At 71.8% G+C, this 2,706-nt stretch carries 2 protein-coding genes; one reads left to right on the forward strand and one right to left on the reverse strand.

The genetic code is table 11. The annotated features are described in order from the left end of the window. Positions 1 to 253 precede the first annotated feature (253 nt). Positions 254 to 775, reverse strand: a complete 522-nt coding sequence (locus H5J30_RS26115; RefSeq protein WP_018834110.1) for a universal stress protein — start codon at positions 773 to 775, stop codon at positions 254 to 256. A gap of 880 nt (positions 776 to 1,655) precedes the next feature. On the opposite strand from H5J30_RS26115, the gene H5J30_RS26120 reads away from it, so the two are divergent. Then, positions 1,656 to 2,706, forward strand: a 1,051-nt coding sequence (locus H5J30_RS26120) for a helix-turn-helix domain-containing protein (protein WP_374101026.1), incomplete at its 3' end; no start/stop codon positions are given.

Below are 2,706 nucleotides of genomic sequence, written 5' to 3' on the forward strand. Positions count from 1 at the left end.
CGAAAGAGCGGCCCTCTGCGCGTGCCACCACGTCGCGCAGAGGGCCGCCTCCCCTGTGCCGGCGTCGCCCAATACGCCGGCGGTGCCGCTGCCGTACCGGGGACCGTCACCTCCCGGTCGGCAGCGCGTCGTCGTGTCCCCTATATGCCCCTCACAAATTCACAACCCACATCTACCCGCGAGTAGATTTCTCCGGGGCTGCGGGACGGCGCGTACGCCCGGCGCGATCGGTGCAAACGCGCGCGGGGGGCGGCTACGGCACGACGACGACGGGCCGTTGCGCCCGCCGGGCGAGGCGGCCCGCCACCGAGCCGAAGATGCGGCCCACGATGCCCTGCGTGGAGCCGACCACGATGGCGTCGGCCTCGTACTCCCGGCCGACCTCCTCCAGTTCGTGGCAGATGTCGCCGCCGCGCTCGACGAGGATCCAAGGGACGTCGGACAGGTAGTCGGCGCAGGCGAGTTCGAGACCGAGCACTTCGGTGCGGTGGTCCGGGACGTCCACGAAGACGGGCGGCTCGCAGCCGGCCCAGACGGTGGTGGGCAGCCGGTTGGCCACGTGCACGATGATCAGGCCGCAGCCCAGCCGCCGCGCCATCCCTACCGCGTAGGCCAGGGCGCGTTCACTGGACGTGGAGCCGTCGAAGCCGCAGACGACGCCGTGCTTGAACGCGGGATCGCAGCCTTGGCGCGGCTCGGCCGCCGCTTCCAGGTCGGCCGTGGGATCGGCGACCGGCTTGCGGTCCGCGGGTTCGGGGATTTCGTGACCGGCCATCGGTGTCTCGGCGAAGGGAATCCTCGTGGCTGGAGGGGCGCGACTTGCTGTGTCCGGGCTTGCTGTGTCCGGGAATCATCTTCCCAATCCCGTACAACAAGGGTACGGCGACACTACCTCCCTTGCCCAGGGGCGGGCGGCGGTATGCCAGGCAGCCCCGGCGAACGGTTCACAGGAGCATGCCGCAGTGCGGCGTCCCGCGCAACGCCGTCGGGTCGGGGCGGCGGTCCGGCGATCGGTCCCGGACACCGCCGGGGGCGCACGGCGGCGGCGCTCACGGATCCGCCGTCCGCCCCTCGTGCCGCCCCCCACGCTTCCGTGCGCTGGCGCCGCGCCCCCCGGCCGTGTCGTCGCCCCCGCGAAGGCAAACGTCGCGCGTGCGCCGGGGTCGCGCCGCAGGACACGGCGGGGGCGTGCGGTTCACCGGCGTTTTCGCGGCTCGGTGCGTGCGTACGCCCGTTGTTGAGGGGACAACCTCCTGTGACCCGATCTTTTCGGCCAACTTCCCTTCTGCACACCGGAGTTGCGAGACTTAAGGCTGGAACGTTCCGGGCTCGGGGGGCTGGGGGCGCAGTCGGGGCGCACGAGCCTTGCACGTCGGAGAACCGGAGGGGGGTGGCCTTCCTTGTCGCGTGAACCAGTGAAATCGTTCGCGATCGAAAGCTTCACGCCAGGTTTCCACGCCGGCATGGAGGCAGGGCCGAACCTGTCCCGCGTGTCACACAAGACGCGTTTTACCTGTCGTTATAGATGCAGGGCCGAACCTGTCCGATCGGTCGGACAACACACAGTAGATTTGATCTTGGCCGAGAGACCGAGATCGTCCCGGGGGTGTAGGTGCAGGACGCGGAGGAAGAGAGAAGCGAGGGGGCTTAGCGTCATGAGCCAGGACTCCACCGGAGCGGGCGCAACGATCCGGTCCGGCGGGCCACGCACACCCGAGGTGGCGGGAGCGACGGTGCGGGGTGAGGTACCACGCCCACCCAGACGGCGCCGTGAAGTCGTCGCCGTGCTGCTGTTCAGCGGTGGCCCCGTCTTCGAGAACTCCATCCCCCTGTCCGTCTTCGGAGTCGACCGCCAGGACGCCGGCACCCCCCGGTACCGGCTGCTGGTCTGCGCCGGTGAGGACGGCCCGCTGCGGACCACCGGGGGCCTGGAGCTCTCGGCGCCGTACGGGCTGGACGCGCTGGCCCGCGCCGGCACCGTCGTCGTACCCGCGTGGCGCTCCATCACCCAGCCGCCGCCCGCCGCGGCGCTGGACGCGCTGCGCCGGGCGCACGAGGACGGCGCCCGCATCGTCGGGCTGTGCACCGGCGCGTTCGCGCTGGCCGCGGCCGGGCTGCTCGACGGCCGCCCGGCCACCACCCACTGGATGTACGCGCCGACGCTCGCCAAGCGCTACCCGTCGGTCCACATGGACCCGCGCGAGCTGTTCGTCGACGACGGCGACATCCTGACGTCGGCCAGCACGGCCGCGGGCATCGACCTCTGCCTGCACCTGGTGCGCCAGGACCACGGCGCCGAGGCCGCCGCCGCGCTCTCCCGGAGGCTGGTGGTGCCCGCGCGGCGCGGCAGCGGCCAGGAGCGCTACCTCGACAGGTCTTTACCCGAGGAGATCGGCGGGGACCCGCTGGCGGAGGTCGTGGCCTGGGCGCTGGAGAACCTGCACGAGCAGTTCGACGTGGAGACTCTGGCGGCCCGCGCGTACATGAGCCGACGCACGTTCGACCGGCGGTTCCGCTCGCTCACCGGCAGCGCACCACTGCAGTGGCTGATCACCCAGCGGGTGCTTCAGGCGCAGCGGCTGCTGGAGACGTCGGACTTCTCCGTGGACGAAGTGGCAGGGCGCTGCGGCTTCCGCTCGCCCGTCGCGCTGCGCGGGCACTTCCGCCGCCAGCTCGGCTCCTCCCCGGCCGCGTACCGGGCGGCCT

Source organism: Streptomyces phytophilus (assembly GCF_013870535.1).
Lineage (GTDB): Bacteria > Actinomycetota > Actinomycetes > Streptomycetales > Streptomycetaceae > Streptomyces > Streptomyces phytophilus.

Coding starts and splice junctions, on each gene's coding strand:
- H5J30_RS26115 (WP_018834110.1), bottom strand. CDS start 775: ATGGCCGGTCACGAAATCCCCGAACCCGCGGACCGCAAGCCGGTCGCC.